The sequence below is a fragment of the Pseudomonas sp. PLB05 genome, from assembly GCF_021106615.1.
Taxonomy (GTDB): Bacteria; Pseudomonadota; Gammaproteobacteria; order Pseudomonadales; family Pseudomonadaceae; genus Chryseomonas; species Chryseomonas benzopyrenica.
This window is the reverse complement of record NZ_JAJOHO010000003.1, coordinates 521,679-547,836: the sequence shown is the minus strand read 5'-3', so window position 1 is coordinate 547,836 and position 26,158 is coordinate 521,679. Positions and strand designations below refer to the sequence as shown.

26 protein-coding genes and 1 riboswitch are annotated in these 26,158 nt (G+C 67.6%); of the genes, 20 read left to right on the top strand and 6 right to left on the bottom strand.

The features are described 5' to 3' along the window. The first annotated feature begins 147 nt into the window (after positions 1 to 147). From LRS53_RS15365 to LRS53_RS15355, 3 genes are read left to right on the top strand one after another with little or no spacing between them, the layout of a single operon-like run. Positions 148 to 1,374 carry a c-type cytochrome gene (locus LRS53_RS15365; RefSeq protein WP_231356481.1) on the top strand — a complete coding sequence of 409 codons (1,227 nt, stop codon included), beginning with the start codon at positions 148 to 150 and terminating at the stop codon, positions 1,372 to 1,374. A gap of 2 nt (positions 1,375 to 1,376) precedes the next feature. Further along, positions 1,377 to 1,859: a (2Fe-2S)-binding protein gene (locus LRS53_RS15360; RefSeq protein WP_331275307.1), complete on the top strand. Its 483-nt coding sequence runs from the start codon at positions 1,377 to 1,379 to the stop codon at positions 1,857 to 1,859. Further along, positions 1,856 to 4,102, top strand: a complete 2,247-nt coding sequence (locus LRS53_RS15355) for a xanthine dehydrogenase family protein molybdopterin-binding subunit (RefSeq protein ID WP_231356480.1) — start codon at positions 1,856 to 1,858, stop codon at positions 4,100 to 4,102. The genes LRS53_RS15360 and LRS53_RS15355 overlap by 4 nt, the downstream gene beginning before the upstream one ends. Here the strand turns inward: LRS53_RS15355 and LRS53_RS15350 are convergent. The 3 genes from LRS53_RS15350 to LRS53_RS15340 form a co-directional block, all read right to left on the bottom strand. Further along, positions 4,099 to 4,716: a DedA family protein gene (locus LRS53_RS15350; RefSeq protein ID WP_017638873.1), complete on the bottom strand. Its 618-nt coding sequence runs from the start codon at positions 4,714 to 4,716 to the stop codon at positions 4,099 to 4,101. The genes LRS53_RS15355 and LRS53_RS15350 overlap by 4 nt on opposite strands. A gap of 131 nt (positions 4,717 to 4,847) precedes the next feature. Beyond that, entirely contained in the window at positions 4,848 to 5,681 is an 834-nt protein-coding gene (locus LRS53_RS15345) for a metallophosphoesterase family protein (RefSeq protein ID WP_231356479.1), read from the bottom strand. Positions 5,682 to 5,893: 212 nt separating this feature from the next. Beyond that, positions 5,894 to 6,262, bottom strand: a complete 369-nt coding sequence (locus LRS53_RS15340) for a YggL family protein (RefSeq protein WP_007159230.1) — start codon at positions 6,260 to 6,262, stop codon at positions 5,894 to 5,896. Positions 6,263 to 6,394: 132 nt separating this feature from the next. Between LRS53_RS15340 and LRS53_RS15335 the strand changes: the two genes are divergently transcribed. From LRS53_RS15335 to LRS53_RS15325, 3 genes are all read left to right on the top strand, one after another. Then, positions 6,395 to 7,411, top strand: coding sequence for a LacI family DNA-binding transcriptional regulator (locus LRS53_RS15335; protein ID WP_231356478.1), 1,017 nt, complete (start codon positions 6,395 to 6,397; stop codon positions 7,409 to 7,411). Between the two features lie 92 nt (positions 7,412 to 7,503). Continuing rightward, positions 7,504 to 8,481 (top strand): 2-hydroxyacid dehydrogenase, encoded by a 978-nt coding sequence (locus LRS53_RS15330; RefSeq protein ID WP_231356477.1) that lies wholly within the window; start codon positions 7,504 to 7,506, stop codon positions 8,479 to 8,481. Positions 8,482 to 8,491: 10 nt separating this feature from the next. Continuing rightward, positions 8,492 to 9,691: a mandelate racemase/muconate lactonizing enzyme family protein gene (locus tag LRS53_RS15325; RefSeq protein WP_231356476.1), complete on the top strand. Its 1,200-nt coding sequence runs from the start codon at positions 8,492 to 8,494 to the stop codon at positions 9,689 to 9,691. Between the two features lie 5 nt (positions 9,692 to 9,696). Here LRS53_RS15325 and LRS53_RS15320 read toward each other — a convergent pair whose 3' ends face one another. Next, positions 9,697 to 10,026 (bottom strand): four-helix bundle copper-binding protein, encoded by a 330-nt coding sequence (locus tag LRS53_RS15320; RefSeq protein WP_093249668.1) that lies wholly within the window; start codon positions 10,024 to 10,026, stop codon positions 9,697 to 9,699. Between the two features lie 95 nt (positions 10,027 to 10,121). Beyond that, positions 10,122 to 10,318, top strand: a riboswitch (cobalamin riboswitch). A 97-nt stretch (positions 10,319 to 10,415) separates the two neighbouring features. Here LRS53_RS15320 and cobO point away from each other — a divergent pair. The 11 genes from cobO (at position 10,416) to LRS53_RS15265 (ending at position 21,481) form a co-directional block, all read left to right on the top strand. Further along, the gene (gene cobO, locus LRS53_RS15315) at positions 10,416 to 11,042 is read left to right on the top strand and encodes a cob(I)yrinic acid a,c-diamide adenosyltransferase (protein WP_064306628.1); all 627 of its coding nucleotides are present in this window, start codon (positions 10,416 to 10,418) and stop codon (positions 11,040 to 11,042) included. After that, the gene (locus LRS53_RS15310; protein ID WP_231356475.1) at positions 11,036 to 12,334 is read left to right on the top strand and encodes a cobyrinate a,c-diamide synthase; all 1,299 of its coding nucleotides are present in this window, start codon (positions 11,036 to 11,038) and stop codon (positions 12,332 to 12,334) included. Before cobO ends, LRS53_RS15310 begins: the two co-directional genes overlap by 7 nt. Then, positions 12,331 to 12,981, top strand: coding sequence for a 5,6-dimethylbenzimidazole synthase (bluB, locus tag LRS53_RS15305; protein ID WP_231356474.1), 651 nt, complete (start codon positions 12,331 to 12,333; stop codon positions 12,979 to 12,981). Before LRS53_RS15310 ends, bluB begins: the two co-directional genes overlap by 4 nt. Beyond that, positions 12,978 to 13,886 (top strand): adenosylcobinamide-phosphate synthase CbiB, encoded by a 909-nt coding sequence (gene cbiB, locus LRS53_RS15300; RefSeq protein ID WP_231356473.1) that lies wholly within the window; start codon positions 12,978 to 12,980, stop codon positions 13,884 to 13,886. The genes bluB and cbiB overlap by 4 nt, the downstream gene beginning before the upstream one ends. After that, entirely contained in the window at positions 13,879 to 14,868 is a 990-nt protein-coding gene (cobD, locus tag LRS53_RS15295; protein ID WP_231356472.1) for a threonine-phosphate decarboxylase CobD, read from the top strand. Before cbiB ends, cobD begins: the two co-directional genes overlap by 8 nt. Next, positions 14,865 to 16,316 (top strand): cobyric acid synthase, encoded by a 1,452-nt coding sequence (locus tag LRS53_RS15290; RefSeq protein ID WP_231356471.1) that lies wholly within the window; start codon positions 14,865 to 14,867, stop codon positions 16,314 to 16,316. The genes cobD and LRS53_RS15290 overlap by 4 nt, the downstream gene beginning before the upstream one ends. Next, a complete protein-coding gene (cobU, locus tag LRS53_RS15285) occupies positions 16,317 to 16,838 on the top strand; it encodes a bifunctional adenosylcobinamide kinase/adenosylcobinamide-phosphate guanylyltransferase (protein WP_231356470.1) in 522 nt (173 codons plus the stop codon). Next, the gene (cobT, locus tag LRS53_RS15280) at positions 16,835 to 17,893 is read left to right on the top strand and encodes a nicotinate-nucleotide--dimethylbenzimidazole phosphoribosyltransferase (RefSeq protein WP_068385365.1); all 1,059 of its coding nucleotides are present in this window, start codon (positions 16,835 to 16,837) and stop codon (positions 17,891 to 17,893) included. Before cobU ends, cobT begins: the two co-directional genes overlap by 4 nt. Continuing rightward, positions 17,886 to 18,437, top strand: a complete 552-nt coding sequence (locus LRS53_RS15275) for a histidine phosphatase family protein (protein ID WP_231356469.1) — start codon at positions 17,886 to 17,888, stop codon at positions 18,435 to 18,437. Before cobT ends, LRS53_RS15275 begins: the two co-directional genes overlap by 8 nt. After that, positions 18,437 to 19,168 carry an adenosylcobinamide-GDP ribazoletransferase gene (locus LRS53_RS15270; protein ID WP_231356468.1) on the top strand — a complete coding sequence of 244 codons (732 nt, stop codon included), beginning with the start codon at positions 18,437 to 18,439 and terminating at the stop codon, positions 19,166 to 19,168. The genes LRS53_RS15275 and LRS53_RS15270 overlap by 1 nt, the downstream gene beginning before the upstream one ends. 159 nt (positions 19,169 to 19,327) lie before the next feature. Beyond that, positions 19,328 to 21,481 (top strand): putative bifunctional diguanylate cyclase/phosphodiesterase, encoded by a 2,154-nt coding sequence (locus tag LRS53_RS15265; RefSeq protein ID WP_231356467.1) that lies wholly within the window; start codon positions 19,328 to 19,330, stop codon positions 21,479 to 21,481. Positions 21,482 to 21,587: 106 nt separating this feature from the next. On the opposite strand, the gene LRS53_RS15260 is transcribed toward LRS53_RS15265, so the two are convergent. Further along, positions 21,588 to 22,892, bottom strand: coding sequence for an OmpP1/FadL family transporter (locus LRS53_RS15260; protein WP_026083577.1), 1,305 nt, complete (start codon positions 22,890 to 22,892; stop codon positions 21,588 to 21,590). Positions 22,893 to 23,176: 284 nt separating this feature from the next. Here LRS53_RS15260 and rnd point away from each other — a divergent pair, with 284 nt between their 5' ends. From rnd to LRS53_RS15245, 3 genes are read left to right on the top strand one after another with little or no spacing between them, the layout of a single operon-like run. Continuing rightward, entirely contained in the window at positions 23,177 to 24,331 is a 1,155-nt protein-coding gene (gene rnd / locus LRS53_RS15255) for a ribonuclease D (RefSeq protein WP_231356466.1), read from the top strand. Then, complete coding sequence (locus LRS53_RS15250) at positions 24,328 to 24,630, top strand: YcgL domain-containing protein (protein ID WP_017638854.1); 303 nt, start codon at positions 24,328 to 24,330, stop codon at positions 24,628 to 24,630. The genes rnd and LRS53_RS15250 overlap by 4 nt, the downstream gene beginning before the upstream one ends. Beyond that, positions 24,627 to 25,568 (top strand): D-2-hydroxyacid dehydrogenase, encoded by a 942-nt coding sequence (locus LRS53_RS15245; RefSeq protein WP_231356465.1) that lies wholly within the window; start codon positions 24,627 to 24,629, stop codon positions 25,566 to 25,568. The genes LRS53_RS15250 and LRS53_RS15245 overlap by 4 nt, the downstream gene beginning before the upstream one ends. Here the strand turns inward: LRS53_RS15245 and LRS53_RS15240 are convergent. Then, positions 25,553 to 26,149 (bottom strand): nitroreductase family protein, encoded by a 597-nt coding sequence (locus tag LRS53_RS15240; RefSeq protein WP_017638852.1) that lies wholly within the window; start codon positions 26,147 to 26,149, stop codon positions 25,553 to 25,555. The two genes, LRS53_RS15245 and LRS53_RS15240, sit on opposite strands and share 16 nt — an antisense overlap. Between the last annotated feature and the right edge of the window lie 9 nt (positions 26,150 to 26,158).

Below are 26,158 nucleotides of genomic sequence, written 5' to 3'. Positions count from 1 at the left end.
AAAGGTCGCCGCTGACGCGCTGGCCGAAACTGTCGCCTGCATCTCACCTCCAGGGGTGAACGCCACCGCGGCTGGCCGCTGCGATTAGGATGACGGCGAAGCCGCGGCGACATCCGCCAGTCCGGTTCGATCTCACGAGGAGGGCCGATGAGATCCTTTGCCCTGCCCCTGCTGGCGGGGATGCTGCTCCTGTCTAGCGTCGCATCGGCCGGCGCCGATGAGGCGACCCTGGCGCGGGGCGAGTATCTGACGCGCCTGGGCAACTGCCAGGGTTGCCATACCCGCCCGGATGGCGCGCCCTTCGCCGGCGGGGTTGCCTTTGACACGCCGTTCGGCCGTCTCTATTCGAGCAACATCACCCCCGATCGCCAGCAGGGGCTGGGTGACTGGACGGTGGACGAGTTTCGCCGCGCCTTGCATGACGGGCTGGGGCGGGAAGGCGAGCAGCTCTATCCCGCCTTTCCCTATACCGCCTTTACCCGGTTGAGCGACGAGGACGTCGCCGCCATCTTCGCCTTCCTGCAGATCCAGCGACCGGTGCCCTATGCGCCGCCGGCCAATGCGCTGCGCTTTCCCTTCGACCAGCGCGCGCTGATCCGCGGCTGGAAGTGGCTCAACTTCACGCCAGGTCCGTTACCGGTGACGACCGATGCGCAGGTGGCGCGAGGCGCCTACCTGGCGGAGGCGCTGGGGCACTGCCAGGAATGCCATACCCCGCGGACCTGGAGTCAGGGGCTCGACAGCGGCCGGGCCTATGCCGGCGCGACCCAGCAGGGCTGGACCGCCTGGAATCTCACCGCGGATCCGCGTGGCCTCGGCGGCTGGAGCGATGCCAAGCTGGCCAGCTATCTGCGCGAAGGCCATCAACGCGGCGAAGCCGTGGCGGCCGGGCCCATGGCGGAGGTGGTAAGTGGTGGCACCCGCCATCTGGACGACGCCGATCTCGGTGCCCTGATCGCCTATCTGCGAACCCTGCCGGCGCGACCCGGAGCGGTCCCGGCGCGCGCCGAGGTGCAGCCGCCCGGAGAGGCCGGACCTCTCACGGCCGCGGAGGCGGAAAGCGCGGCTTTGCTGCAATCCGCTTGCGCCAGCTGTCACGCACCGGATGACCAGGGGCCGGCGGGTCCCTATCCGCGGTCCTTCAGCAACTACTCGGCGGTGCGCGATCCCACAGGGACCAACCTGGTGCGCGTCCTGCTCGACGGTCTCGACCGCCAGGGGCGTAGCGAGCACGCCTTCATGCCAGCCTTTCGGGAACTGCTCAGCGATCAGCAGCTCGCCGATCTGGCCACCTACATCGGCCGCCGCTTTGGCGGTCATGCCGCCGACATCCGCCCCGAGGATGTGGCAGCGGCGCGTAACGCGGAGAAATAGCGGTGGCGGTCATTGAATTGAAGGTCAACGGCGAGCCGCGACAGCTCGACGTCGACCCGCGCATGCCCCTGCTGGAGGCCTTGCGCGACGAACTGGGCCTCAAGGGACCGAAATTCGGTTGCGGCCTGGGTGAGTGCGGCGCCTGCACGGTGCTGGCGGATGGCAAGCCGGTGCGCGCCTGCCTGTTACCGGCAGCCTCCTTCGTCGGTCGCGAGGTGCTGACCCTGGAAGGTCTGGGCACGCCCGAGGCCCCTCATGCGCTGCAGCAGGCCTTTATCGAGGAGCAGGCGGCGCAGTGCGGCTATTGCATCCCTGGCATGGTGATGACTGCCCAGGCACTGCTCGCACGGGTGGCGGATCCCAACGATGCGCAGATCCGTCAGGCATTGGCCGCCAACTTCTGCGGCTGTGGTACCCATTATCGGATCCTGCGCGCGATCAAGCGCGCGGCGGTGCTGCTGCGCGACGGGAAGGCCTCGGCATGACGCTGTCACGCCGCACCTTTCTTGGCGGCGGTGCAGTCCTGCTGCTGGGTTTCAGCCTGCAGCGGCCGGTCGCCGCCCAGGTGCTAGCAGCCCCGACTGACCATGCGAGCTTGGCCAAGACCCTCGATCAGCGCCAACTGGACGCCTGGCTGGCTGTGGATGCCCAGGGCCAGGTCACCGTCTACAGCGGCAAGGTGGAGCTAGGCACCGGGGTCAGCACGGCGCTGCGGCAGATCGTGGCCGAGGAGCTGTGCGTGTCTTTCGCCGCCACCCGGTTGATCCAGGGCGATACCCGGCTGACGCCGGACCAGGGCATCACCGCCGGCAGCAAGAGCTTGCAGGTAGGCGGTGCCCAGTTGCGCAAGGCCGCCGCCAGCGCGCGGCAATTCCTGTTTCTGGAGGGATCGCGACGCCTGGGGCTGGATCTGGCCGTGGTGGACACGGTGGACGGCCGCGTGGTCTATCGCGGCGATCCCACCGGGCGCTATGTCAGCTACGGCGAACTGGTGGGCGGGCGGCCCCTGGGGCGGCTGGTCAATCAGGCCGTGCGCACCCGGGCCGTCAAGGATTACCGTCTGGTCGGCACCTCGGTGCCGCGGGAGGACATCCCCGCCAAGCTGTTCGGGAGCTTCGATTACGTCCACGACCTGCGCCTACCTGGCATGCTGCACGGCTGTGTGGTAAGGCCGCCCTGCACCGGCTCGGCGCGACTGGCGGGGGTAAGCATCCGCGGTATCGATGCCAGTGCGCTGCCGGCCGGCGCGCGACTGGTCTACGAAGGCGCCTTCGTCGCGGTGGTGGCGGAGCAGGCGTGGCTGGCGCGACAGGGCGCGGCGGCGCTACGGGTGGACTGGAGCTTGATACCCGACTTGCCGATGCCGGGCGAGCTCTATGCCCGACTGGAAGCCAAGGCCGGACCGGCCGACATCCAGCAGGAGACCGGCGATGTCGCGGGCGAACTGGCGAGCGCTGCGCAGCGCCTGGAGGCCGAGTATCGCTGGCCCTATCAGAATCACGATTCCATCGGTCCCTCCTGCGCAGTCGCGGACGTGGGGGCCGAGGGCGCTACCGTCTGGAGCGGTACCCAGGGCGTCTATCAGCTCAGGGCGGCACTGGCGGACCTGCTGGGGCTGCCGGAAGACGGTATCCATGTCATCTATCAGCAGGCGTCCGGTTGCTATGGCCACAACGGCGCCGATGATGCGGCGGCCGATGCGGCACTGCTCTCCAAGTTGTGCGGCCGTCCGGTGCGGGTGCAATGGAGTCGGGCCGACGAGCACGGCTGGAATCCCAAGGGGCCGGCGATGCTGATGCGTCTGGCCGGTGGCCTAAGTGTGACTGGCGATCTGCTGGCCTGGCGCTTCGCCAACTGGACGCCCACCCATCTGACCCGACCCAATGGCCAGACCGGCAAGGCGGCGCTGCTCGCCGGGCAGCTGGCCTACAACCTGCCGCTCAAGGGCGGTAGGGGCGGCGGCAATCGCAATGCGCCGCTGGACTACGATCTGCTCAATGTCCAGGTGGCCACCCACTGGCTGGAAGCCGGGGATTCACCGTTGCGGCCGTCGGCCTTGCGCGCCCTGGGGGCAGTCGGCAACACCTTCGCCAATGAATCCTTCATGGACGAGCTGGCCCTGGCGGCAGGTGTCGATCCACTGGAGTTCCGCCTGCGCTATCTGCAGGACCCACGCGCGCGGGCGGTGCTACAGGCTGCTACCGCCAAGGCCGGGTGGCAACCGCCCGCCGCGCACGAAAAGGCCTGGGACGGCGCGTTGGTGAAGGGGCAGGGCCTGGCCTTCCTGCGCTACGAAAACGAGAACGCCTATGTAGCCGCGGTGGTGGAGGTGGCGGTGAGCGAGGCCACGGGTATCCGGGTCCCGCGGGTGGTGGTGGCCCACGACTGCGGTCTGATCGTCAATCCGGACGGCTTGCGCAATCAGCTGGAGGGCTGCGTGGTACAGGGCATCGCCCGGACCCTCAAGCAGGCGGTGTGCTTCGATCACCAGGGAGTGACCAGTCTGGAGTGGGGCGCCTATCCGCCGCTGACCTTCAATGAATTGCCCGAGCTGGAACTGGAGCTGATCGATCGGCCCGAGGAGCCGGCGGTGGGTGCCGGGGAGGCCACCACTGCCGCCATCCCCGCGGCCATCGCCAACGCCGTGGCGGCGGCGACCGGTCTGCGGCTGCGCGAGGTGCCGCTGAATCGTGAGCGCCTGCGCGAGGCGCTGGCCGCCCGGCGTTAGGCGCGTTTCAGCCGCTGCTTGAAGAACAGCACGGCGCCGGCGCCCAGCAAGGCGACGACCCCCGCACCGATCCAGAGGGGTTCGTTGCCGGCAAAACTGAAATGGTTGGCGCCCTTGGCCGCGAGGTAGCCCGGGCCCATCATCAGCGGCGCCCAGACGATGGCCGACAGTACGTTGGCCGACTGGAAGCGTAATTGGTTCATCGCCATCATCCCGGCGACCAGGGGGACGGTGTTGCGGATCATGGTCAGGAAACGCCCGCCGAACACGGCGAAGAAGCCATAGCGGCGGAAGAACAGCCGGGTCTTGGCCACCTGCTTGCGATAGCGGCGAAAGGGCGGGCGGTGAACGATGCTGGGACCGAGCCAGCGGCCGATGATGTAGGAGCAGATGTCGCCGAGGATGGCGCCAACGATGGCAGCCAGCACCAGGGGCACGGGCGCGAGGACTCCGGAGCCGGCGAGACCACCGACTACCAGCATCAGCGCCGTGGCCGGAATGAAGACGCCCAGCAGCACCAGGGATTCGCCGAAGGCGAGCAGGCCGACGATCAGCGGCGCCCAGGCCTGGTGGGTTTCGATAAAGCCAAGCAGCGATTGCGTCAGGGATTCCATGGGAGGCTACTCTTGCCGAAAAGTCCTAAGACTACGCGGCGCCCGCAGTCTGTCCGCCGTTTCAATAGCTTGAATCAATTTCCTTGGCTGGAAGTGCGCAGGAGCGCGCATCGGCGCTCCGCGTGGACGCCTCAGGTCTCCGCCAGGGCATCCTGGGCGGCATGCCAGCGCAGTTCGTGACGCTCGCCGACCACGAAACGATCGCCCTGGAAATCCCAGCGTTCCACGTCCACGGTCTTTTCCGCGCCTTCACCGACCAACAGGCGGTTGAAGGAGTTGGGCGAGGTGCCCCGCACGCGCGAAGAAAGCGCGGTGCCGGCCTGAACGATCCAGACCTCGCGGGGCAGGGTAGGGTACTGGCGACTCAAGGGCAGCACATAGGGCAGGTGGATATGCCCCCCCATCACCAGATCCAGGCCGGCATCGGCCCAGGTGGCCAGGGCGTGATCGGCGTTGTGCTGCAGATTGCTCAGGTCACTGAGTTCGAGGGCGCCAAAGGGCTGGTGGGCGATGACGATGCGCAGCTTGCCGGGACCGGCGCGGCGCAGGCGTTCGGCCACCCGCTCGATCTGCTCGGCACTCACCGCGCCATCCTTGTGGCGTTGCGGGGCCGTGGTGTTGAGCCCGACCAGCAGCAGCTCGTCGTTCTCGAAACTGGGTTCCAAATCCTGACCGAAATGGCGGCGATAGTTGCCATAGGGCATCAGGAAACGGGTGAAGAGGTTGTACAGCGGCAGGTCGTGATTGCCCGGGATCACCAGGGTACGCGGGATACCGTAGCTTTCCAGGCGTTCGACGAAGGTCTTGGCGGCAGCGAATTGCTCGCGCCGGGCGCGCTGGGTGATGTCCCCGGAAAGGATGAGGACATCGGCGCCGTGTTCGCGGACATGGGCTTCCAGGGCCGCGACCACAGCAGGTTGCTCGGTGCCGAAGTGGGTATCGGAGATTTGCAGAAGGGTCGTCATGAGGACCTGGTTTCCAACGGATTCCCCTTTACGACCGCAACGGGCGCCAAGCTATCCGACGAGGGTTGCCCAGAGGCTGTTCCAAGGCTCGCGAGCTAGAGCCAAACAAAGCAAAAATGGCTGAGGAAGCAGCGTTTACGAGTGGTAAACGAGCATTCCGAAGCCATTTTCAACGCCGTTTGGCCGACACGCAGCCGCCTTCGAACAGTCTCTTAGACTTCGCCGTCGTGGTGCCAGGCGTCATGCAGCTCGGAGGCATTGGCTTCGCCAACTTCGGCGCGGGCCTTGAGCCAGTCCAGCAGAGCGGTACGGTCTTCCGCGGTGGGCGAGGTGTAGCGCTTGTTGGCCATGATGGTGCCTTCGACCCAGGCGTTGTCGAAGCCACCGATGTAGTCCAGCTTGCGCTCTTCGACGTAGTCGATGAAGTCGCCGAGGAAGGTGTCCAGGTCGTCTTCGCTGAGTTCGTTCTTGAAGCTCACCTTGATTTCGAAGGCCAGTTCCTGGAATTCACCCAGGTACTGCTTCTTGCGCAGGCGACGCTTCATGCGGCTCAAACGGGGATCTTGGTTGGTATCGGTCATGGCGAAGGCCTGGATATCGATGAAAGGGCGGGCATTATCCCTGGCGTCGACGGGTAATGCCAATGGTGGCCGCCAGGAGGGCCGGTTAGCATGGTGGTTTTGGCTGCGACCAGAGCGCGCAGGGGTGGAAGGATGACGGGCAAGACGAGAAGCCGCTCCGGTAGCGTGACCATCCGCGACGTGGCCAGCCTGGCCGGCGTCGCGCCGATCACGGTCTCGCGGGTAGTGAACGCGCCCGCAAGCGTCAAGGCGGCCACCCGTGAGCGGGTACTGACCGCCATAGCAGCAAGCGGCTACATGCCCAACCTGGTGGCTGGGGCCTTGGCCTCCAATCGCAGTCGGCTGGTGGCGGTGCTGGTGCCCATGCTGACCAATCCGCTGTTCGCCGACAGCTACCAGGCGGTGGCCGAGCGACTGGCCCAGGCCGGGTATCAGGTGTTGCTGGGCGTCACTGGCCACGATCCCAAGCATGAAGAGGCGCTGCTGGCGACCATTCTCAGTCGGCGGCCGGATGGCCTGATCCTGACCGGCGTTGATCACACGCCGGCCAGCCGTGCCCGGCTCCAGGCGGCGGGCGTGCCGGTGGTGGAAACCTGGGATCTCAGCGCTGAGCCCATCGATCAGGCGGTAGGGTTTCACCACGAGGCAGTGGGTGCCCTGCTGGCCAAGCGGGCGAACGCTGGCGGTTATGCCCAGGTCGCCCAGGTGGCAGTGGACGATCCCCGCGGTACCCGGCGACGTCTGTCATTGAGTCAGGCCCTGGCCACCCTCGGCATCGCCGAGACGGCGCCGGCGCTATTCACCGGACTGCCCAGCCTGGAGCAGGGGCGCCAGGCCCTGTGCCAGCTGCTCGCCCAAACCAAGGTGCGGCCGCTGCTGGTGGTCTGCACCTCCGATACCCTGGCCCATGGCGTGCTGACCGAGGCCCTGGCGCAGGGGCTGGCGGTGCCCGGCGACGTGGCGGTGATCGGTTTCGGCGATATGGCTTTCGCGGCCCATACCCTGCCTGCCTTGACCACAATACGGGTGGATGCCACGGCTTTGGGGCACACGGCGGCGGAACTGTTACTGGCCCGTCTGGCGGGTAGTGATGGAGGGCCGCAGCAGCGCGACCTGGGTGTCGAGTGGGTCGAGCGCGCTAGCGCCTAAGGACAGGTGGCGGTTGTCAGACGACTTCCTGGGCGCTAGGGTAATAAAAATGGTAGCGGTACCATTTTTGCTCAGCAGGGGGGAGGAGCCGGATGAAGATCGTGATGATTGGCGAAGCCGCCACGCACCAGGAGACGCTCGCCAGGGACCTGACCAGCCCGGCCACCTTTATTTCCTTGCCTCGGGAAGCCCACGCATCAGCCACCTGGGACGAGCAAATCGAGGGCGCCGATGTCCTGGTCGCCATGCGTCTGCAGCGTTCAACGCAGGCACCCAGGGTACGGCTGCTGCAGGTACCTGGCGCTGGTCTCGATGGCATCGATTTCGGAGCGCTGGCAGCGGACTGTCGCGTCTGCAACGTCTTCGAGCACGAGATTCCCATGGCTGAATACGCCCTGGCCTGCCTGCTGGATCATGAGGTGCGCCTGGGGGACGCCCGGGCGGCCTTCGCCAGCGAGCGTTGGACCAGTGCCTATCTGGGGCGCCAGCCGCGCGGTGAGTTGCAGGGCAGGACCCTGGCGATCCTGGGCTTTGGCAGGATCGGCCAGGCAGTGGCGCAGCGGGCGCGGGCCTTCGGCATGCGCATCCTGGCCATCACCCGTAGTGCCCGCGACGGCCAGGTGCCTTTTGGGGCCGATGCCGCCCTTGCGCCCGAGGCGCTGAACGAGGCCCTGGGCCTGGCCGATTACGTGGTGCTGGCCTGTCCGCTGGACGAGACCACCCGGGGCTGCTTCGGCGCTGCCCAATTCGCCGCCATGCGGCCGGAGGCCGTGCTGCTGAACCTGGCACGAGCGGCGGTGGTGGAAGAAGACGCCCTCTATCAGGCGCTCGCCGACCGGCGCATCGCCAAGGCGTATCTGGACGTCTGGTACCGCTACCCCAATGGCGAAGGCGATCTCGTGGCACCCGCACGGCATCGCTTCGAAGAACTGCCCAATGCCGTCTGCACGCCGCATGTCTCGGGTTGGACCCATGGGCTGTTCGCGCGCCGCTATGCCTTCATCGCCGCCAACATCGAACGCCTGCGGCGAGGCGAAACGCTGCTCAACCAGGTCCACGGACCACGCTAGAGGAGGCGCCATGCGCATCACTCGTATCGAAACCACCAGGCTCACGCAATTGCCCAATCTGCTCTGGGTGGAGATCCACACCGACAGCGGCCTGATTGGCCTGGGTGAGACCTTTCGTGGCGCCGAAGCGGTGGAGGCGCAGATCCACTCGCTTTGCGCGCCGCTGCTGCTGGGTCGCGATCCCCTACAGATCGAAGCCCACAGCCGGGCGCTGCTGCGTGGCTATCTGGGCTTCAACGGCAGCGGCGTGGAAACCCGAGCGGCTTCGGCGCTGGACATCGCCCTCTGGGACCTGTTCGGCCAGGCTATGGGCGTGCCCATCCATCAGCTGCTGGGTGGCCAGGTCCACGAGCGGATGCGCGCCTACAACACCTGCGCCAGTTCCAACTTCAATACCGGTGGTGAGCAGCGCCGGCTGATCGCCAAGGGCGAGGCCCGCGTGGCCGGTCGCTACGACGATCAGGTGGCGGCGGTGGAAAACCCGGGCGAACTGGCCCAGAGCCTGATGGACGAAGGGTTTGCCGCCATGAAGATCTGGCCCTTCGATGCCTTCGCCCTGGCCAGTGGTGGTCAGTATCTGTCCAGCACCGACTTGCGCCAGGGTCTGGAGCCCTTTGCGCGCATCAGGGAGGCAGTCGGCGATGGCATCGAGGTGATGTGCGAATTCCATTCCTTGTGGAATCCGACCTGCGCCTTGCAGATCGCCCGAGAACTCAAAGATTACAACATCTTCTGGGCGGAAGATCCGATCAAGATGGATCACGTTCAGGGGTTGGCGGATTTCCGGCGGCTGGCGGGCATTCCGGTCTGCGGCAGCGAGACCCTGGCGATGCGCGGTGCCTTCCGCGATCTGCTGGCGGCCGATGCGCTGGACTATGTGATGGTGGATCTGTCCTGGTGCGGTGGGCTGAGCGAGGCGCGCAAGATCGCCACCTTGGCCGAGGCCTATCAGAAACCCATCGCCCCGCACGACTGCACTGGACCAGTGGTGCTGATGGCCTCGCTGCATCTGGGGTTGGCCTCAGCCAATGCCATCTTTCAGGAAGTGGTGCGAGCCTATCTGGCGGGCTTCTATCGTGAGCTGGTCACCGAGCTGCCGGTACTGGAGCAGGGCTGGCTGCTACCGCCAACCGCACCGGGCCTGGGCACCGCCCTGCATCCGGCGCTGCGCCAGCGGCCGGACCGGATCGGGCGGGTATCAGCGCGGTAAGGGGTTCAGGCGGCCATGGCCGCGCAGGCATCGGCGCAGGCTTCACAGGCCCGAGCGCAGGCCTGGCAGTGATCGGCCTTGTGCTTGCCACATTCGGCGGCGCAGGCACGGCAGGTGGCCAGGCACAGGGCGCAGGCTTCGGCGACGCGATCGCTGTCGCGCTGCATGAAGGTGGCGGCCAGGCGACAGGCGTCGGCGCAATCGCGATCCAGGCGGACGCAGTCGCGCATCATGTCCAGATTGGCTTCGCCCAGGCAGGCGCTGGCGCAGGTTTCGCAGGCGGCGGCGCAGTCGAGGCAGGCCTTGATGCAGGCGGCGAGGGTGGCATCGTTCATTCGGTAGCTCCTGGCGGTGGGTGCTTAGGGTGGACCCGTCCGCTCGACGCCGAGTTCGGGCGGTGCCATCGATTGACGCTCTCCCGGCTAGTCCGTACCCTGCGCCCTTGCACGTGGTGCCCCGCCTGGAGCGGGGTGAAACAGGGAAGCCGGTCGAGCCGGCGCTGCCCCCGCAACGGTAGTTGAGCAGTAGCTGCGCGATGCCCACTGGCCCTGGCCGGGAAGGGGCGCGGCGGATGCCACCAGGCATCGGCTCACCAGCCCGGAGACCGGCCACGCTTGCGCTCATCTCGGCGATGCGGAGGGCTTCGCGCGGCGTCGCCATCTGCCTTGCGCGGGTGGCGTCTCTGCCCGTTTCTCCGCCGCGCCCGCACCTGGAGAACCGCCCCATGACCGACACCCCCGATTCGACCAGTCCCGAGCGCGACGAACGCCACCGCGCGCGCATGGTGCGCAAGAAGGCGGTGATCGACGCCCGTATCGCCGACGCCCAGGACGAGCGCGGCCTGCTGCTGGTGCATACCGGCATCGGCAAGGGCAAGAGCAGCTCCGCCTTCGGCATGGCGGCGCGCGCCCTCGGCCATGGCATGCAGGTGGGCGTGGTGCAGTTCATCAAGGGCCGTCGTGACACCGGCGAGCAACTCTTCTTCAAGCGCTTCCCCGACGAGGTGCGTTACCACGTCATGGGCGAGGGCTTCACCTGGGACACCCAGGACCGCGCCCGCGACCTGCAGTCGGCTGCCGCCGCCTGGGCGGTGGCGGTGGAGCTCCTGCGCGATCCAGCCATCGGCCTGGTACTGCTGGACGAACTCAACATCGCCTTCAAGCACGGCTATCTGGACGTCGATCAGGTGCTGGCCGATCTGGCCGGACGTCCGGCGCACCAGCACGTGGTGGTGACCGGCCGCGGCGCCCCGCCGGCGCTGATCGAGGCCGCCGACACCGTGACCGACATGAGTCTGGTCAAGCATGCCTTCCAGTCCGGCGTGCGCGCTCAGCAGGGCATCGAATGGTAGGGGATACGCGGCACTGCCCGGCGCTGCTGATCGCCGCTCCGGCCTCCGGGCAGGGCAAGACCAGCGTCACCGCCGCCCTGGCCCGGCTGCACGTCCGCCAGGGGCGACGGGTGCGGGTGTTCAAGTGCGGCCCGGACTTTCTCGATCCGATGATCCTGGCCCGCGCCAGCGGCGCGCCGGTCTACCAGCTCGATCTGTGGATGATCGGCGAGGCCGAGAGCCGGCGCCTGCTGTGGGAAGCGGCGGCGGAGGCGGACCTCATCCTCATCGAAGGCGTCATGGGCCTGTTCGACGGGCAGCCGTCGGCGGCGGACCTGGCCGAGCGCTTCGGCGTACCGGTGCTGGGAGTGATCGACGCCGCGGGCCTGGCGCAGACCTTTGGTGCCCTGGCCTATGGCCTGGCCCACTATCGGCCGAGCCTGCCCTTCGCCGGGGTGCTGGCCAATCGCAGTGGCAGTCCGCGGCAGACCCAGTTGATCCGCGGCAGCCTGCCGGCGGGCATGACCTTCTTCGGTAGCCTGCCGCGCGATGCCGGCATCGAGTTGCCCAGTCGTCACCTGGGGCTGATCCAGGCTGACGAGGTCACCGACTTGGATCGCCGTCTGAACATGGCGGCCGATGCCCTGGGCGCCAGTTCCGACATCGAATTGCCGCCGCCGGTGGCCTTCGCCGCGCCAGAACCGGCCGTGGTCGAGCCGCTGCTGGCGGGGGTGCGCATTGGCGTGGCCCGCGATGCGGCCCTGGCGTTTCTCTACCAGGCCAATCTGGACTTGCTGCGCGCCCTGGGCGCCGAGCTGCAGTTCTTTTCCGTGCTCGCTGATCCGACGCTGCCGGAGGTGGACAGCCTCTATCTGCCCGGCGGCTATCCCGAGCTGCACCTGCAGACGTTGTCCAACAATCTGGGCATGCGCGCGGCCATCCGCACCCATCACGCCGCCGGCAAGCCGATCCTCGCCGAGTGCGGCGGCATGCTCTATCTGCTCGACGAACTCACCGACAAGGCCGGCGAATCCGCCAGCCTGCTCGGGCTGCTACCCGGCAGCGCGCGGATGCAGACGCGCCTGACGGCGCTGGCGCTGCAATCGGTGGAATTCGAGCAGGGCACCTTGCGCGGCCACACCTATCACCACTCCGCCCTGGAGTCGCCCGAGGCGCCCTGGGCGCGCGGGTTGTGCCCCAATGGCAAGGCGGTCGCCGAGGCGGTCTACCGCGACGGTCGCCTCACCGCCAGCTATATTCACTTCTACATGCCGTCGGCACCCGCCGCGGCCGCCGCGATGCTCAAGCCGTGACCACGACCCCCTATACCCCCGCCGAACAAGCCGCCGTCTACCGAGCCATCGCCGAGCGCCGCGACATGCGCCATTTCTGCGGTGGCGAGGTACCTACCGAACAACTGGCCCGGCTGCTGGGTGCTGCGCACCAGGCCCCCAGTGTCGGGTTGATGCAACCCTGGCGCTTCCTGCGCATCAGCGATCCAGCCCTGCGCCAGCGCCTGCACGAGCTGGTGGAGGAAGAACGTTGCGTCACCGCCGAAGCGCTCGGCGAGCGCAGCGACGACTTCATGAAGCTCAAGGTGCAGGGCATCCTCGATTGCGCCGAGGTGCTGGTGGCGGCCCTCATGGACGGCCGCGAAGCCCATGTCTTCGGTCGCCGTACCTTGCCGGAAATGGACCTCGCCTCGCTGTCCTGCGCCATCCAGAATCTCTGGCTGGCGGCGCGCTGCGAAGGCCTCGGTATGGGCTGGGTGTCGCTGTTCGAACCGGAAGCCGTGCGCAACCTGCTGGAGATGCCCGAAGGCTCCCAGCCGGCGGCCATTCTCTGCCTGGGGCCGGTGGAAGCCTTCTATCCGCGACCCATGCTGGAAGAGGAGGGCTGGCGTCAGGGGCAGCCGCTGGAGGAACTGGTCTTCGAGAATCGCTGGGGCCAGAAGCCATGATGTTGGCCTTCGCGGTCGTCGTCGGCATGCTGCTCGACCTGCTGTTCGGCGAGCCCCGCCGTGCCCATCCTCTGGTGCTGTTCGGTCGCCTGGCCGACAGCCTGGAAGCCCGTTTCAATCCCGGTGGCCGCGGTTGGCGCAGTCATGGGTTGATGGCCTGGAGCCTGGCGGTGCTGCCCTGGGTGCTGCTCACCGCCTTGCTCTGCCAGATCGGCTGGCTGGCCTGGATCATCCAGCCCCTGGCGCTGTATCTGGCGGTGGGACTGCGCAGTCTGGGCGAGCATGCCGAACCGGTAGCGCGTGCCCTGCAACGCAACAATCTGCCCGAGGCGCGTCGCCGCGTCGGTTGCCTGGTCAGTCGCGAAACGGGCGAGCTGGACGAGACTGCCGTGGCCCGCGCCGCCACCGAATCGGTGCTGGAGAATGGCAGCGACGCCGTCTTCGCCGCCTTGTTCTGGTTCGCCCTGCTGGGTGCGCCAGGCGTGGTGCTCTATCGACTGGCCAATACCCTGGACGCCATGTGGGGCTATCGCACGCCGCGTCTGGAGCGTTTCGGCTGGGCCGCGGCGCGCCTGGACGATGTCCTCAACTATGTTCCCGCGCGCCTGGTGGCCCTGACCTATGCCGGCCTTGGCCGCTTCTGGAGCGCCATCGAAAGCTGGCGCACCCAGGCGCCGCTGTGGGACAGCCCCAACGCCGGCCCGGTGATGGCGGCCGGTGCCGGCGCCCTGGGCGTGAGTCTCGGCGGCGCGGCCCGCTACCATGGCGAATGGCACGAGCGCCCGGTGCTGGGTCGCGGTCCGGCGCCGACCTTCCTGGCCATCACCCGCGCCCTCAAGCTGGTGCGGCGCGGTGCCTGGCTGTGGACCCTGCTGATCGCCCTGGGAGGGCTGCTGCTTGCTTGAGCACGGCGGTCGCCTGAGGCGCGCGGCGCGCACCTACGACATTCCCCTGACCGACTGGCTGGATCTGTCCACCGGTCTGGCCCCCTGGGCCTGGCCGCTGCCGGAGATTCCCGCCAGCGCCTGGGCCAGGCTGCCGGAGCCCGACGATGGCCTGGTGGAAGCTGCCTGTGCCTGTTACCGGGCCGCCGCGCTGTTGCCAGTGGCCGGCTCCCAGGCGGCCATCCAGGCGCTGCCGACCCTGCGCCCGCCCGCGCGGGTCGCGGTGCTGGCACCCTGCTATGCCGAGCACGCCCTGGCCTGGCAACGCGCCGGGCACGAGGTGCTGGAGTGGAGCGAAGATCAGATCGCGACCCACCTCGACCAGTTGGACGTGGTGGTGGTGGTCAATCCCAACAATCCCACCGGGCAGCGCCTGTCGCCAGCCCGCCTGCTGGACTGGCACGCCCGGCTCGAACGCCGCGGCGCCTGGCTGGTGGTGGACGAGGCCTTCATGGATCCCACTCCGGCGGCGAGTCTGGCGCCTTTCAGCGATCTGCCCGGGCTGATCGTCCTGCGCTCCTTTGGCAAGTTCTTTGGGCTAGCCGGGATGCGCCTGGGCTTCGTGCTGGCGGCGCCAGCACTCTTGGCGCGCCTCGACGAGCACCTCGGGCCCTGGACGGTGAACGGCCCCAGCCGCTATCTCGCCCGGCAACTGCTGGCCGATCAGCAGGGCCAGCAGCGTCAGCGTGAGGCGCTGCTGCAGGCGGGCGAGCGCCTGGCCGCGTTGCTCGTCCGACACGCCCTGGCACCCAGCGGCGGCTGTGCCCTGTTTCAATTGCTGCGGCGTCCCGATGCCGCAGCCCTGCATGAACACCTGGCCCGCCAGGCCATCCTGACCCGCCTGTTCCCCGCGCTTGGCGCCCTGAGAGTCGGCCTGCCCGGCGACGAGTCGGGTTGGCAGCGGCTGGACGCCGGTCTGGCCGGTTACCGGAGCCCCCTATGAGTACGCTGATGGTGCAGGGCACCACTTCCGACGCCGGCAAGAGCACCCTGGTGGCCGCCCTGTGCCGCTGGCTCTATCGCCAGGGCGTGGCTGTGGTGCCCTTCAAGCCGCAGAACATGGCGCTCAACAGCGCCGTGACCGCCGATGGCGGCGAGATCGGTCGCGCCCAGGCGGTCCAGGCCCAGGCCTGTGGCCTGGCGCCCCATACCGACATGAATCCGGTGCTGCTCAAGCCCAATACCGATGTCGGTGCCCAGGTGATCATCCATGGCCGTGCCGTCACCAGCATGGATGCCAAGGCCTATCACGCCTACAAGCCGATAGCCCGCGAGGCGGTGCTGGCGTCCCATGCCCGACTGGCCGAGCGCTATCAGGTGGTACTGGTGGAGGGCGCCGGTTCGCCGGCCGAGATCAACCTGCGCCAGGGCGACATTGCCAACATGGGCTTCGCCGAGGCGGTGGACTGCCCGGTGCTGCTGGTGGCTGACATCGACCGTGGCGGCGTCTTCGCCCATCTGGTCGGCACCCTCGACCTGCTCGAGCCCAGCGAGCAGGCGCGGGTCGCCGGCTTCATCATCAATCGCTTTCGCGGCGACCTGGCCCTGCTGCAGCCGGGCTTGGACTGGCTCGAAGCCCGCACCGGCAAGCCGGTACTGGGCGTGTTGCCCTATCTGCACGACCTGCACCTGGAAGCCGAGGATCGCCTGGCCACCGGCCAGGTCGCCAAGCAAGGTCCGCGGCTGCGGGTGGCGGTACCGGTGATGCCGCGGCTGAGCAACCACACCGACTTCGATCCCCTGCGCCTGCATCCCCAGGTGGAGCTGCTCTTCGTCCGCCAGGGCGAGGAACTGCCCGCAGCGGATCTGATCATCCTCGGCGGCTCCAAGAGCGTGCGCAGCGATCTCGCCTTCCTGCGCGCCCAGGGCTGGGACACGGCCATCGCCCGTCACCTGAGATACGGCGGGCGGGTGCTGGGTATCTGCGGCGGCTTCCAGATGCTCGGCGAGCGGGTCGCCGATCCCCTCGGCCTGGAGGGCACGCCCGGCGACAGCGCCGGTCTGGGCCTCTTGGCCATGACCACCGAACTGGCGGCGGAAAAGCAGCTGCGCAACGTGCACGGCTGGCTGTGCGACGGCGCGGCCGAGGTCGCGGGCTATGAGATTCATGCCGGTGTCAGCCAGGGCGCGGCGCTGGCGCGTCCTGTGCTGCGCTTCGCCGATGGTCGCGTCGATGGCAGCCTCAGCGACGACGGCCAGGTGCTGGGCACCTACCTGCACGGCCTGTTCGAGTCGCCCGCCGCCAGCGTTGCCTTGCTGCGCTGGGCGGGTCTCGCCGAACCCCAGCAACTGGACTACCACGCCCTGCGCGAACGGGATCTGGAGCGCCTGGCCGATCTGGTCGAGCATCATTTGGACACCGGGCGCCTGCGCGCCCTCTGCGAGCTCTAGATGCGCGAATTCATCCTCGGTGGCGCTCGCTCCGGCAAGAGCGCCCTGGCCGAGCGCCTGGCCGCCGAGTCCGGCCTTGCCGTCACCTATATCGCCACCGCCGGGGGCAGCGACGCCGAACTGGCCCGGCGCATCGAACGTCATGCCGCCCGCCGGCCGGCGCACTGGGCGCTGGTGGAAGAACCTCTGGCGCTGGCCGAACGCCTGCAGGCCCTGGCGGCGCCGGATGCCTGCCTGCTGGTGGATTGCCTGACCCTCTGGCTGACCAATCTGCTCTTGCTCGATGATCCCCGGCGCCTAGACAGTGCCTGCGCGGAGCTGCTTGACGTCGTGCCGCAGTTGCCCGGCCACCTTATCTTCGTCAGCAACGAGACCGGTCTGGGCGTCGTCCCGCTGGGCGAGCTGACCCGCCGCTATGTCGATGCCGCCGGCGAATTGCACCAGGCCCTGGCCGCGCGCTGCGAGCGCGTGGTGCTGACCGTCGCCGGTCTCCCCCTGACCCTCAAAGGAACCCCGCTATGAGCATGCCCTGGTGGCAAGGACCCTGCCGCCAACCCGATACCGCTGCGGCCGAAGCCGCACGCCAGCGGCAGACGGTATTGACCAAGCCGAGCGGTTCGCTCGGCGATCTGGAGGTGCTGGCCATCCAGCTGGCCGCCCTGCAGGGTACGCCCCGGCCGCTGCTGCAGCGCACCGCCATCGCCGTCTTCGCCGGTGATCACGGGGTGGTGGAGGAGGGCGTCTCGGCCTATCCGCAGGCCGTCACCGCCGAGATGGTGCGCAACTTCGTGCGCGGCGGCGCGGCCATCAGCGTGCTCGCCCGGCAGTTGGACGCGGCCCTGGAAGTCATCAACCTGGGCACCGTCACGCCCCTGGAAGCCTTGCCCGGCGTCATCGACCTGCCGCTCGGACGCGGTACAGCCAACTTCACCCTGACCCCGGCCATGACCCATGACCAGTGCCAGGCCGCGCTGCAGGCCGGGCGCGACGCCGTCCTGCGCGCCTGCGCCGGGGGTGCCGATCTGTTCATTGGCGGCGAGATGGGCATCGGCAACACCACCGCCGCCAGCGCCATTGCCAGTGTGCTGCTGGATACCTCGCCGCTGGCCCTGGCCGGACCCGGGACCGGGCTGGACGCCGATGGCGTGGCGCGCAAGGTGGCGGTCATCCAGCGCGCCCTGTTGCGCCATGGCGATACCCTGCAGGATCCCTATGAACTCTTGCGCCGCCTGGGCGGTTTCGAGCTGGCGGCCCTGACCGGCGCCTACCTGGCCTGTGCCCAGCAGGGCCTGCCGACCCTGGTGGACGGCTTCATCTGCTCGGTGGCCGCGCTCTGTGCCCAGCACCTGCAACCCGACACCCGCGACTGGCTACTGTTCGCCCATTGCGGCGCCGAGCCCGGTCATGCGGCGGTGTTGCTGGCCCTGGGCGGCGAACCCCTGCTGGATCTCGGCCTGCGCCTCGGCGAAGGCAGCGGTGCGGCCCTGGCGGTTCCCCTGTTGCAACTGTCCTGCCGCCTGCACAGCGAGATGGCGACCTTCGCCGAAGCCAGTGTCTCCAGTCGCGCCCATGACTGATTGCTGGCTGCTGCGCCATGGCGTCACCGAGGGCTCCGAAGGCTTTCGTGGACGCCTCGATCCGCCACTGTCGGAACAGGGGTGGAAGCAAATGCGCGCCGCCGTTGCCGAGCAGCCACCGTTCGAACTCATCCTGACGTCGTCGCAGCAACGCTGCGCGCGCTTCGCCGAGTGGCTGGCGGCGGAGCAGGGCACCGAACTGATGGTGGAGGCGGATCTGCGCGAACTGGATTTCGGCGCCTGGGAAGGCCATAGCGCCGCGGAGCTCATGCAGGACCAGGCCGAGGCCCTGGGGCTGTTCTGGGCCGACCCCTATGCCTATACCCCGCCTGGGGGTGAACCCGTGGCCGCCTTCGCCGAACGAGTGCTGGGAGCGGTGGCGCGCTGGCGTCCACGCCTGCACGGGCGGCGCAGCCTGCTCGTCACCCACGGCGGCGTCATCCGCCTGTTGCTGGCTCGCCAGCGCGGTCTGGCGGCCAAGGACCTGCTGCAGGTCGAGGTGCCCTATGCGACCCTGCAGCCACTGGCGCTGAAGGAGAGCTGATGCCACTGCCGCTGCTGATTGCCGTGCAGTTTCTCACGCGCCTGCCGATCCGGCTGTCCGGCCTGCCGCCCGCCGAGGCCGTCGGCCGCTCGGTGCTCTGGTATCCCGCAGTGGGCTTGCTGCTGGGCGCGCTCCTGAGCCTGATCGCCTGGTTGAGCGCGGCGGGCGGCGTCTTCCTGCAGGCGGCGCTGGTGCTGGCCTGCTGGGTGATCCTCACCGGCGGCCTGCACCTGGATGGCCTGGCCGACACGGTAGATGCCTGGATCGGCGGCTATGGCGATCGCGAGCGGACCCTGGCCATCATGAAGGATCCGGCCTGCGGCCCCATGGGCGTGCTGGCGCTGCTGTTGACCCTGCTGCTCAAGTGGAGCGCCCTGGTCGTCCTGCTACCGCATGCGCCGGCTGGCCTGTGGCTGGCGCCCCTGGCCGGTCGCCTGGCGCTGCCCTGGCTGTTGCTGACCACGCCCTACGTGCGCCCCGGTGGCCTCGGCGATCTGCTCAGTCGCCACCTGCCGCAGACTGCGCTCAAGGGAGTGCTGCTGCTGGGGGCCATCGGTATGGTCCTGCTACCCCAGGGCGTGACCGCGCTGCTGGTGACCGCCATAGTCGCGCTGCTGGTGCGTCGTGCCCTGCGCCAGCGTCTCGGCGGCACCACCGGCGATACCGCCGGAGCGCTGCTGGAGCTCGCTGAGAGCGGGGTGCTGGTCGCGCTGGCCCTGTCGCTGGGCTGAAAAATCGACCCAAGCGTGAGATACCCGGGATTTTGCGATCTCCGTCCTTGAACGACCCTGGTTAAACCGTTAAGAAGGCGCCTGGTTGCGCGCCCAGCGAAGCCACCTCGGCACGTGCGGATCCAGAGGGAGTCGTCGTCAACTGGACAAGGAGCCCCAATGCCCGATGCGCCCCAAAGCGCCGCCTCGCCCCGGGAAGTCGCCCCTGCGTCGCGGCTCAGCCTCAAACCGCGCAGCCTGTTCGCCACCTTCTTTCTGGCGTTCATCCTGGTGGATGCCCTGGGCACCCTGTTGTTTACCCTGCACAGCTATCGCCAGGCCCGCGATGCCAGCAGCCAGAGCATCGACTATCGCTTGATGAGCGCGGCCCTGGCGCTGCCGGAAATTCTCGGCGAGGACTATCTCGCCCAATTGCAGGATCCGGCCCAGGCCGATCCCGAACGCTACCAGCGAACCCTGATCACCCTGGATCGCTATGCCCGCAAGGCCGGGCTGGCGTCGCTCTATGCCTTCGTCAAGGACGGTTCGAGCTTTCGCTTCATCATGGATTCGGCCAACGAGGAAGAAATCCGCGTTGGCTACTTCGGCGACTATCGCCAGCTCTACGATCAGGCCCCGCCGGAACTCGGCGCCGTGTTTGCCGATCATCAACCTCGTTTCGCGGAATACCAGGATAACTTTGGCAGTTTCCGTTCCCTGTTCCTGGCCATTCCCGGGCAGGACGGGCAAGCAGTCGTCATAGGGGCGGACATGTTCATGGAAGGAATAGCAGCGGCAGAGCAGTCGGCTCTGCTGGATTCGCTGCTGATAGGCGCGATCATCTTTGCCTTGGGGGCGTTGGTCAGTCGAATACTGGCAGGCGCCCTCAACCGCTATCTGGCCCGCCTCGGGCAGGCCACCGAACGCATCGCCGATGGCGACTATCAACTGGGCCTCAAGGAAGGGCGGGACCCGGTCGGTCGGCTGGGTCGCGCCATGAACCAGATGGGCGCCGCCCTCGCCGCGCGCGAGCGGCGCATTAGCCAGCTGGCCTTTCGTGACATGCTCACCCGCCTGCCCAACCAGGTGCGGCTGGTCCTGGAGATCCGCCAGCGCATCGAGCGCGCCGCAGCCGGGCGTTTCGCCGTCTTGCTGCTGGACGTGGCGAACTTCCGTAACATCAACGAACTGCTTGGCCAGGAGGGCGGCGACAAGATCCTGCGTCATTTGGCCCGCCGGCTAAGGGTCGCGGCGCCGGAAGAGAACGGCGTGGCGCGGATCGGCGCCGACACCTTCGTGTTGCTGTTGCCCTGGTTCGACGGCGCCTCGGCGGAGGCGGCGCTGCTGTCGCTGCGCAACCTGGTGGAGAAACCCTTCGTCAGTGGCAATCAGCGGGTATCCCTGCGCATCACCTTCGGTATCGCCTGCTACCCCGAGCATGGCGCCAGCGCCGAGGCCCTGCTGGCCAACGCCGAGACCGCCCTGCAGGATGCGCGCCGGCGGCAGCTGCCCTTCGCCTTCCATGATCCGGACCAGGAGCGCCAGCGGCAGCTCGGCATTGCCATGCTCGATGCCCTGGACCTCGCCGTGGATCACGACCAGTTGCGGCTCTATCTGCAACCCAAGATCGCGCTGCCGGATGGCCGGGTCGAGGGCGCCGAAGTCTTGATCCGCTGGCAGCATCCGGAACTGGGCCTGCTCAAGCCGGACGCCTTCGTCGGCATCGCCGAACAGAGCCGCAAGATCTGCGACATCACGCTCTGGGTACTGGAACGTTGCATGCACCTGCAGCGCGAGCGGCAGCTAGGTGCCCTCAAACTCAACGTCAATCTGTCGCTGCTGGACCTTGAGCACCCAGCCTTCATCGCCCGCATCGGCCGGCTGCTGGACGAGACGGGTGCCGTGGCCGCCGGCTTCTGCCTGGAGATCACCGAGTCCCGGGCCATGAGCAATCCGGTACAGGTGCTCGACTGCCTGCGCCAGCTCAAGGCCATGGGCTTCGAATTGTCGCTGGACGACTTCGGCGCCGGGCATTCCTCGCTGGCCTGCCTGAGCAGCTTTCCCATCGACGAGTTGAAGATCGATCGGCAATTCATCGAGCATTGCCAATTGCCCGGTGATCAGGAGGTGATCAGGTTGCTGGTCCAGCTGGGCCAGTTGCGTGGCCTGCGGGTGGTGGCCGAAGGCGTGGAGACCCACCAGGCGCTGCAGGTCCTTACCGAGCTCGGCTGCGACCAGATCCAGGGCCAGTTGGTGGCCGGCGCCCTGTCGCTGGAAGACTTCCAGCGCTGGTACGCCGGGCAGGAGCAGGGTTACTGGGCGCTCCGGGCCTAGGCAAGAGGTCAGGCTGGTGATCGCAGCCGGTAGCTGATGCTCGCTCTATATCCGGAAAAGCACGAAGCCGCCTGGCGGCGGCTTCGGCAGACGGACCCTGGCGCTCTTAGAAGCGGTAGGTCAGCTGGGCACCCAGGCCGTGGGCGCTGTTGTCGTATTTGGCGCTGTAGCCTGCCTTGGTCGAGGTAGCGGGGCGATTGATCGACACATCGTCTTCCCAGAGATAGGCATAGGCCACATCGATGGTCATGTCCTTGGTCGGCGACCAGCCTGCGCCCACCGAGAAGGTCTTGCGATCGCCCACCGGGATGCGCACGTTGCGGTTGCCGTTGTCCGCCGGGGAGGGGTCGATGGCCATGCCGGCACGCAGCACCCACTGGGGATTCAGCTGATAGGCCGCGCCTATGGCGTAGGACCAGGTGTCCTTCCAGTTGAGCTCTTCCGTCACGGTCGCCAGGGGCGAGCCCAGTACCGGCAGGGTGGGGGTGCCCTCGTTCTCCACGTCGATGGACTTCAGACGACTCCAGCGGGTCCAGGTGGCGCCGGCGTACATCGTCCAGTCGTTGTTCAGACGATAGGTGAAGGAGGCGTCGCTGCTTTCCGGCAGGGTGATGTTGAGACTGGCGTCATACTTGCCATTGAGGCGGCTGACCAGGGCGTTGGTGATGGGGCTGGCCTGGCTGTTGGCGCCAGTCACCTCGGTGTTGCCCTTGAGCTTGTAGGTGACCTTGGAATGGTAGGTCAGGCCGAAGGTCAGGTCATCGGTCAGGTCCGCGAGCAGGCCGACGTTGAAACCATAGGCGGTGTCGTCGCCATCGATCTTGACCTGGCCATCCTGGGTGCTGCCGAAGTTGACGTTGCTGTTGAGCTTGCCTTCGATGCGGTTGATGGTCGGACCGAAGCCGATGGAAACCTTGTCGGTGATCTTGTAGCTGACGGTGGGCTGGATGGTGATGACTTCCACCTTGCTCGCCTGACCCTGGTAGCGACCCTGGAAGGCGTGCTCGTAGTTGCTGATCAGCGCATAGGGGACGTAGACACCTAGGCCGAAGTGCAGGCGGTCATCCACCGGCGTCACGAAATAGCCGAAGGGCACCACCGAGTTGGGCACCATGTCGCCGTCGTTGCTGCCCTGCACGGCCTGGCCGTTGGCGTAGCGACCACTGGCGTCCTTGATGTCGATCTTGGCGTGGATATAGGCGCCACCCAGGGACACCTCACGGCCCAGGCGGGACATGCCGGCCGGGTTGCCATAGATGGTGGAAGCGTCCTGCGCGGAGGAAGAGCGTCCGGCGAAGGAGGTACCCATCCCGCTGACACTCTGTTCGTTGATAGCCAGACCGTTCGCCAGGGCATAGCCGGAAGCGCTCGAAACGGCCAATGCAAGTAGGGTCAGTTTTATTGTTTTCATGCTCTTGCAGCTCCATTGAAAGGCGAGAAGCGCTTACCTCCGCGGATTCCCAAGTCCGAGTGAGTACCTGCGCACACTCAGCTTTTAGCAGGCCCTGCTTGCGAATACAAAAAAAACTATTCGGTCACGTTTGGTTCGGGGCGGTCATCAGGCGTTCATCCGACGAACCCGCCTGGAAAGCCGCTGAACGCCACGTCCGTCCCCGTGTGGCAGGAGTATCGACAGGCACCGAAGATCGTGCCCCGGTGGCTTATACTGTCGGCTCATCTGTTCGGAGTGCGCCCTTGACTTCTGCCCCTCACTGGATCCGCGACGATGCGGCACTGGCTGCCCTCTGCGAGCGCTGCCAGACCCTGCCCTTCATCGCCCTCGACACCGAATTCATGCGGGTCGACACCTTCTACCCCAAGGCCGGCCTGATCCAGATCGGCGACGGCGCTCAGGCCTATCTGGTCGATCCGCTGTGCATTGGCGACTGGACGCCGTTCTCAGCCTTGTTGGAAGACGCTTCCGTCGTGAAGGTGCTGCACGCTTGCAGCGAAGACCTGGAAGTGTTGCTGCGTTTGACCGGCAGCCTGCCGCAGCCGCTGTACGACACCCAGCTGGCGGCGGCCTACCTGGGTCTGGCCCATTCCATGGGTTATTCGCGGCTGGTCGCCGAAGTGCTGAAGGTCGACATCCCCAAGGACGAGACACGCTCGGACTGGCTGCAACGCCCCCTGACCCCGCTGCAGGAGCGTTACGCGGCGGCCGACGTGACCTATCTGGTCGACGTCTACCACTACCTGAACGCGCGTCTGGATGATCAGCGGCGCACCTGGCTACTGGAAGATGGCGCTGAACTGGTCGCCAATCTGCGGCGCATCAGCGATCCCTGGGAAGCCTACCGCGACGTCAAGCTGGCCTGGCGCCTGTCGCGCCAGCAGTTGGCGGTGCTGCGGGTGCTCTGCCACTGGCGCGAGGTCAGTGCCCGCGAGCGCGACCAGCCGCGCAACCATGTCCTGCGCGAACGCTCGCTGTGGCCGCTGGCGCGTTTCCAGCCGACCGACAAGCAGGCCCTGGCGCGCATCGACGACATGCACCCGCGCACCGTGCGCCAGGACGGCGATACCCTGCTGGCGCTGATCGCCGAAGGTGCGGCCACCCCGGCTGACCAATGGCCAGAGCTGCAGGCCGAGCCCTTGCCCCACGAGGCGTCGTCGCTGCTCAGGGCCTTGCGCGCCATTGGCGAACGCGATGCCGAGGCCCTGGGCATGGCGCCGGAACTGATGCTGCGCAAGAAGGTGCTCGAAGCCTTGCTGCTCACCGGTTGGCCCGATGGCGACTACCAACTGCCGGCGAACCTGCGCGGTTGGCGCCGCGAACGTTTCGGCCAGGCCCTTCTCGATCACCTGCAGGCGCAGCGCACTCCGCCGGCGCCCCTGGAAGACACTCCATGAAACTGCTGTGCTCCATCTACCGAAGCCCGCGAAAGCCGGAAATGTACCTCTATGTCGACAAGCTCAAGGGCCTGACTCTGGTCCCTGAAGGCTTGCTCGCGGCTTTCGGGCCCCCGGCACTGGCCTTCGAGTTCGTGCTCACCCCGCAGCGCACGCTGGCCCGGGAAGACGTCGCCAAGGTCCTCGAGAACATCGCCAAGCAGGGCTATCACCTGCAGATGCCACCGCCGGAGCTGGAGCGCGACGACTACATCGAGCACCTGCCCGAAGAACTGCTGCGTCTCAACGATCCGCTATGACCGCCGTCCTGCTGCTGGAAGACGCGCCGGCCGGCTATGTCGAGGCCTGGCGCCAATTGGCGCCGGAGCTGGAACTGCAGGTGCCGGCGGACCCGGTCGAGGCCGTGCGTCTTGCCCAGCGGCCATGCTACTGGCTCGGCCAGCCGGATCGTGCCGCAGCCCTGCTGCATGAGGGCGTCAAGCCGCTCTGGCTGCAATCGACCTGGGCCGGCTACGCACCGCTGCTGGCGGCGGATCTGCCCTGCGACTACCGCTTCAGCAGGGCAGTGGGCTTGTTCGGCCAGAGCATCGGCGAATACGTCCTGACCTATCTGCTGCAGTTTGAGCGCCAGGTGGCTGCGCGGCAGCTCAGTCAGCAGGAAGGACGCTGGGATACCCGGGCGCCGGGCACCCTGGCCGGGCGGCGGCTGTTGCTGGTCGGGGCAGGGGACATCGGCCAGGACATCGCACGCCTGTTCGCGCCGTTCGGCATGATCCTCACCGGCATCGCTCGCAGCGCACGAACCTTGCCTGGCTTTGCCCGAGTGGTGCCGCTCGCGGAACTGCGTCAGGCGGCGCGGGATGCGGACTTCGTGGTCAATCTGTTGCCGGACAGCGGCAGCACCCGGGATCTCTACGATGCGGACTTCTTCGCCGCCTTGCCTGCAGGTGCCTTATTCATCAATGCCGGACGCGGCACCAGCGTGGTGGACGCCGAGCTGATCGCCGCGTTGGAGGGCGGGCAGCTGGCCGGGGCGGTGCTCGACGTGTTCCGTCAGGAGCCGTTGCCGGCCGAGCATCCCTTCTGGCGGACGCCCAACCTGCACCTCACCGCCCATGTCGCCGGGCCCACGCCGCCGGCGGCGGCGGTCCGGTTGTTTCTCGACAATCTCCAGCGCCTGCAACAGGGGCAGCCCCTGCGTGGCGCCGTCGAGTTGGCCGCTCAGTCGAAGGTATAGGGGCCGGCCACCGCCAGCTCCTCGACGGTCAGGCGCGGACTGGGCAACTCGCGCCCCTGCAGGGACTCCGGCAGGCTGGCCTTGTCGCCCAGCTTGCCGATGGCGACCGCCAGCTCGACCTTGAACGCCGCCGGCACCTTGAGTTCGCGCTGGATGCCTTCGCGGTCGATCCCGGCCATGCCGTGGGCGTGCCAGCCCGCATTGGTCGCCTGCAGTGCCAGGTAGGCCCAGGCCGCACCGGCATCGAAGCTGTGGCTGGGGAAGGGGACTTCCTCGCCACTGCTGGCGCGCAGCAGGGTGGTCTTCGACAGGATGATCACCAGCGCCGAGGCGTGCTGCGCCCAGCCGCGGTTGAATTCACTGATCAGCGACAGGAACAGCTCCCAATGGGCGTCGTCGCGACGTGCATAGAGGAAGCGCCAGGGCTGGGCATTGAAGGCTGACGGCGCCCAGCGCGCGGCCTCGATGAAACCGAGCAGGGTCTCTTCCTCGATGGCGACCGGGTCGAAGGCGCGGGGCGACCAGCGCTGGACGAACTGGGGATCGACGGGATACTGGGGCGTACGGCTGCTGCTGGTCATGGCTTCACC

Bases quoted from the DNA above. Each gene is read 5' to 3' on its own strand.
- LRS53_RS15350 (WP_017638873.1), bottom strand. From the start codon at position 4,716: ATGGAATCCCTGACGCAATCGCTGCTTGGCTTTATCGAAACCCACCAG.
- LRS53_RS15340 (WP_007159230.1), bottom strand. From the start codon at position 6,262: ATGACCGATACCAACCAAGATCCCCGTTTGAGCCGCATGAAGCGTCGC.
- LRS53_RS15355 (WP_231356480.1), top strand. From the start codon at position 1,856: ATGACGCTGTCACGCCGCACCTTTCTTGGCGGCGGTGCAGTCCTGCTG.
- LRS53_RS15275 (WP_231356469.1), top strand. From the start codon at position 17,886: ATGACTGATTGCTGGCTGCTGCGCCATGGCGTCACCGAGGGCTCCGAA.
- LRS53_RS15335 (WP_231356478.1), top strand. From the start codon at position 6,395: ATGACGGGCAAGACGAGAAGCCGCTCCGGTAGCGTGACCATCCGCGAC.
- cobU (WP_231356470.1), top strand. From the start codon at position 16,317: ATGCGCGAATTCATCCTCGGTGGCGCTCGCTCCGGCAAGAGCGCCCTG.
- LRS53_RS15265 (WP_231356467.1), top strand. From the start codon at position 19,328: ATGCCCGATGCGCCCCAAAGCGCCGCCTCGCCCCGGGAAGTCGCCCCT.
- LRS53_RS15290 (WP_231356471.1), top strand. From the start codon at position 14,865: ATGAGTACGCTGATGGTGCAGGGCACCACTTCCGACGCCGGCAAGAGC.
- LRS53_RS15325 (WP_231356476.1), top strand. From the start codon at position 8,492: ATGCGCATCACTCGTATCGAAACCACCAGGCTCACGCAATTGCCCAAT.
- LRS53_RS15365 (WP_231356481.1), top strand. From the start codon at position 148: ATGAGATCCTTTGCCCTGCCCCTGCTGGCGGGGATGCTGCTCCTGTCT.
- LRS53_RS15270 (WP_231356468.1), top strand. From the start codon at position 18,437: ATGCCACTGCCGCTGCTGATTGCCGTGCAGTTTCTCACGCGCCTGCCG.
- LRS53_RS15240 (WP_017638852.1), bottom strand. From the start codon at position 26,149: ATGACCAGCAGCAGCCGTACGCCCCAGTATCCCGTCGATCCCCAGTTC.
- LRS53_RS15345 (WP_231356479.1), bottom strand. From the start codon at position 5,681: ATGACGACCCTTCTGCAAATCTCCGATACCCACTTCGGCACCGAGCAA.
- LRS53_RS15330 (WP_231356477.1), top strand. From the start codon at position 7,504: ATGAAGATCGTGATGATTGGCGAAGCCGCCACGCACCAGGAGACGCTC.
- cbiB (WP_231356473.1), top strand. From the start codon at position 12,978: ATGATGTTGGCCTTCGCGGTCGTCGTCGGCATGCTGCTCGACCTGCTG.
- cobO (WP_064306628.1), top strand. From the start codon at position 10,416: ATGACCGACACCCCCGATTCGACCAGTCCCGAGCGCGACGAACGCCAC.
- LRS53_RS15260 (WP_026083577.1), bottom strand. From the start codon at position 22,892: ATGAAAACAATAAAACTGACCCTACTTGCATTGGCCGTTTCGAGCGCT.
- LRS53_RS15320 (WP_093249668.1), bottom strand. From the start codon at position 10,026: ATGAACGATGCCACCCTCGCCGCCTGCATCAAGGCCTGCCTCGACTGC.
- LRS53_RS15245 (WP_231356465.1), top strand. From the start codon at position 24,627: ATGACCGCCGTCCTGCTGCTGGAAGACGCGCCGGCCGGCTATGTCGAG.
- LRS53_RS15310 (WP_231356475.1), top strand. From the start codon at position 11,036: ATGGTAGGGGATACGCGGCACTGCCCGGCGCTGCTGATCGCCGCTCCG.
- cobT (WP_068385365.1), top strand. From the start codon at position 16,835: ATGAGCATGCCCTGGTGGCAAGGACCCTGCCGCCAACCCGATACCGCT.
- LRS53_RS15250 (WP_017638854.1), top strand. From the start codon at position 24,328: ATGAAACTGCTGTGCTCCATCTACCGAAGCCCGCGAAAGCCGGAAATG.